We start from the raw sequence: 1,726 nt of genomic DNA, 5'->3' as shown, positions 1-1,726 counted from the left end.
TTCATTACCCCGATCTTTACTTTGAATAAACGGTATAAATCGTTTATAATGCTTCTTCCGGATTCAAGTGCCGCTGTCCAATTGGAAGCGAACGCTGTACAAGTCAATGCCTGATGACCATAGCAAGTTGGTACCACCCCTTCCCATCCCGAACAGGACCGTGAAACAACTCTGCGCCGATGATAGTGCTGCAACCAGTGTGAAAGTAGGTTATCGTCAGGCTAGTTATTCTAAAAAACCCCACCAGTGATCTGGTGGGGTTTTTTTTCGTCCACTGTTTTTAATCGCCCTGTTTTGACATTGCGCCAAGCGCTTTTCCGTGTGATGCATGCACTAGCGCCGTCGTTGCACTTCGACAGCGTAGATCTTCTCCTGCAGTTAAAGGCACCTCGAAAAACCACCAAATTGTCGTTCCGCATCGGCGGACCGCCGCGTAGGCGGGAACCCATGCTGAGCTAGACAAGATGCGACGTATAGGCTCCCGCCTACGCGAGAGCGACGGGTTTTTAGAGGTGCCTTTAAGGCGCGCTGGGCCAAGTGTCGCCTTTGCGGGCGTGCGACGCTGCTCAGCGTGCTCAGCGTGCTCAGCGTGCTCAGCGTGCCTAGCGTCGACGAGGCGATGGAATATCTCAGCACAGGTCTGAGCCAGTCGTGGCGCCAAGCTGGTGACCGGCGGCTATCAAGTATCTTTGTGGGAAGCAGGAAGCAGGAAGCAGGAAGCAGGAAGCAGGAAGGAGCGTGGCACCGCCTGAGACGGGTGCCAACGCATGTGGATGAGGAGTGTTGAGAGTGCGACTTGCGCGCGAGCTCTGGCTGCGCGCAAGTGACTGGGGATTAGAGCAGGTTCAAGCCCTTGAGCATGACCAGCAGAATAAGCACAGGCGAAACATAGCGTAACAGGAAGAAGACAAGGCGTGAGGTCGACTCATTCGCCAGCGTGCCCTTGTTGGACAGCGCCTGGGTAAATTGATCGCGCCCCCATACCCAGCCGACAAACACGGCGAGCAAGATGCCGCCGGCGGGCATGATGATGTTGGATGAAACGAAGTCGAACAGATCAAACATATTGAAACCAAACACCTTGAAGTTGGCCAGCAGGCTATTGGTCAATGCGCAGCTCGAGCCGAGCACCATTAAACTGACAATCGTGAGCACGGTCGCCCTGCGCCGAGTGATACCCAGTCGCTCATGCAAAATCACCACCGGCACTTCCATCAACGAGAGCATGGCCCCCGTGGCAGCAACGGCAGCCAGCACGAAGAAAATGACCATCAGCACTTGTCCCATGGGGATCTGTGAGAAAACCGCCGGAATCGTAATGAAGACCAACGCCGGACCGGCCGCCGGCGCGAAGCCGAAAGTAAACACCGCAGGGAAGATGGCGATGCCCGCAAGCATGGATACGCACAGGTCCGCCGCCATGACGCGCACCGTCGTCATTGGGATATTTTGATCGTCGCGGAAATAACTGCCGTAGGTCATCATCGTACCCATGCCTAGCGACAGCTTGAAGAAGGCCAGGCCCATTGCTGTCAATACAACCGTCGCCGTGATCTTGCTGAAGTCCGGGCGGAACAGGAAGGCTAGGCCTTCGGCCGCCTTATCCAGCGATAGGCTGACCGCGCAGAGTAAGTGCTGTGGTCTAATTTGCCTGGACACCTCAATAGGTGGAAAATCCACCATCTGAGGAGTGATACATGGCAACAAGAAAGCGAAAGACATTCGA

At 55.2% G+C, this 1,726-nt stretch carries 1 protein-coding gene and 1 rRNA gene; one reads left to right on the top strand and one right to left on the bottom strand.

Features of this window, described 5'->3' with window-relative positions; all coding sequences use genetic code 11:
- Positions 1 to 109 precede the first annotated feature (109 nt).
- Positions 110 to 222 (top strand): 5S ribosomal RNA (gene rrf / locus H7U20_RS29590).
- 612 nt (positions 223 to 834) lie between these two features.
- Here the strand turns inward: rrf and H7U20_RS29585 are convergent.
- A partial coding sequence (locus H7U20_RS29585) for a sodium-dependent transporter (RefSeq protein ID WP_199762721.1) occupies positions 835 to 1,726 on the bottom strand: 892 nt, incomplete at its 5' end.

The sequence above is a fragment of the Rugamonas violacea genome, assembly GCF_016461825.1.
GTDB lineage: Bacteria > Pseudomonadota > Gammaproteobacteria > Burkholderiales > Burkholderiaceae_D > Rugamonas.
This window is presented reverse-complemented; position numbering and strand designations above follow the sequence as displayed.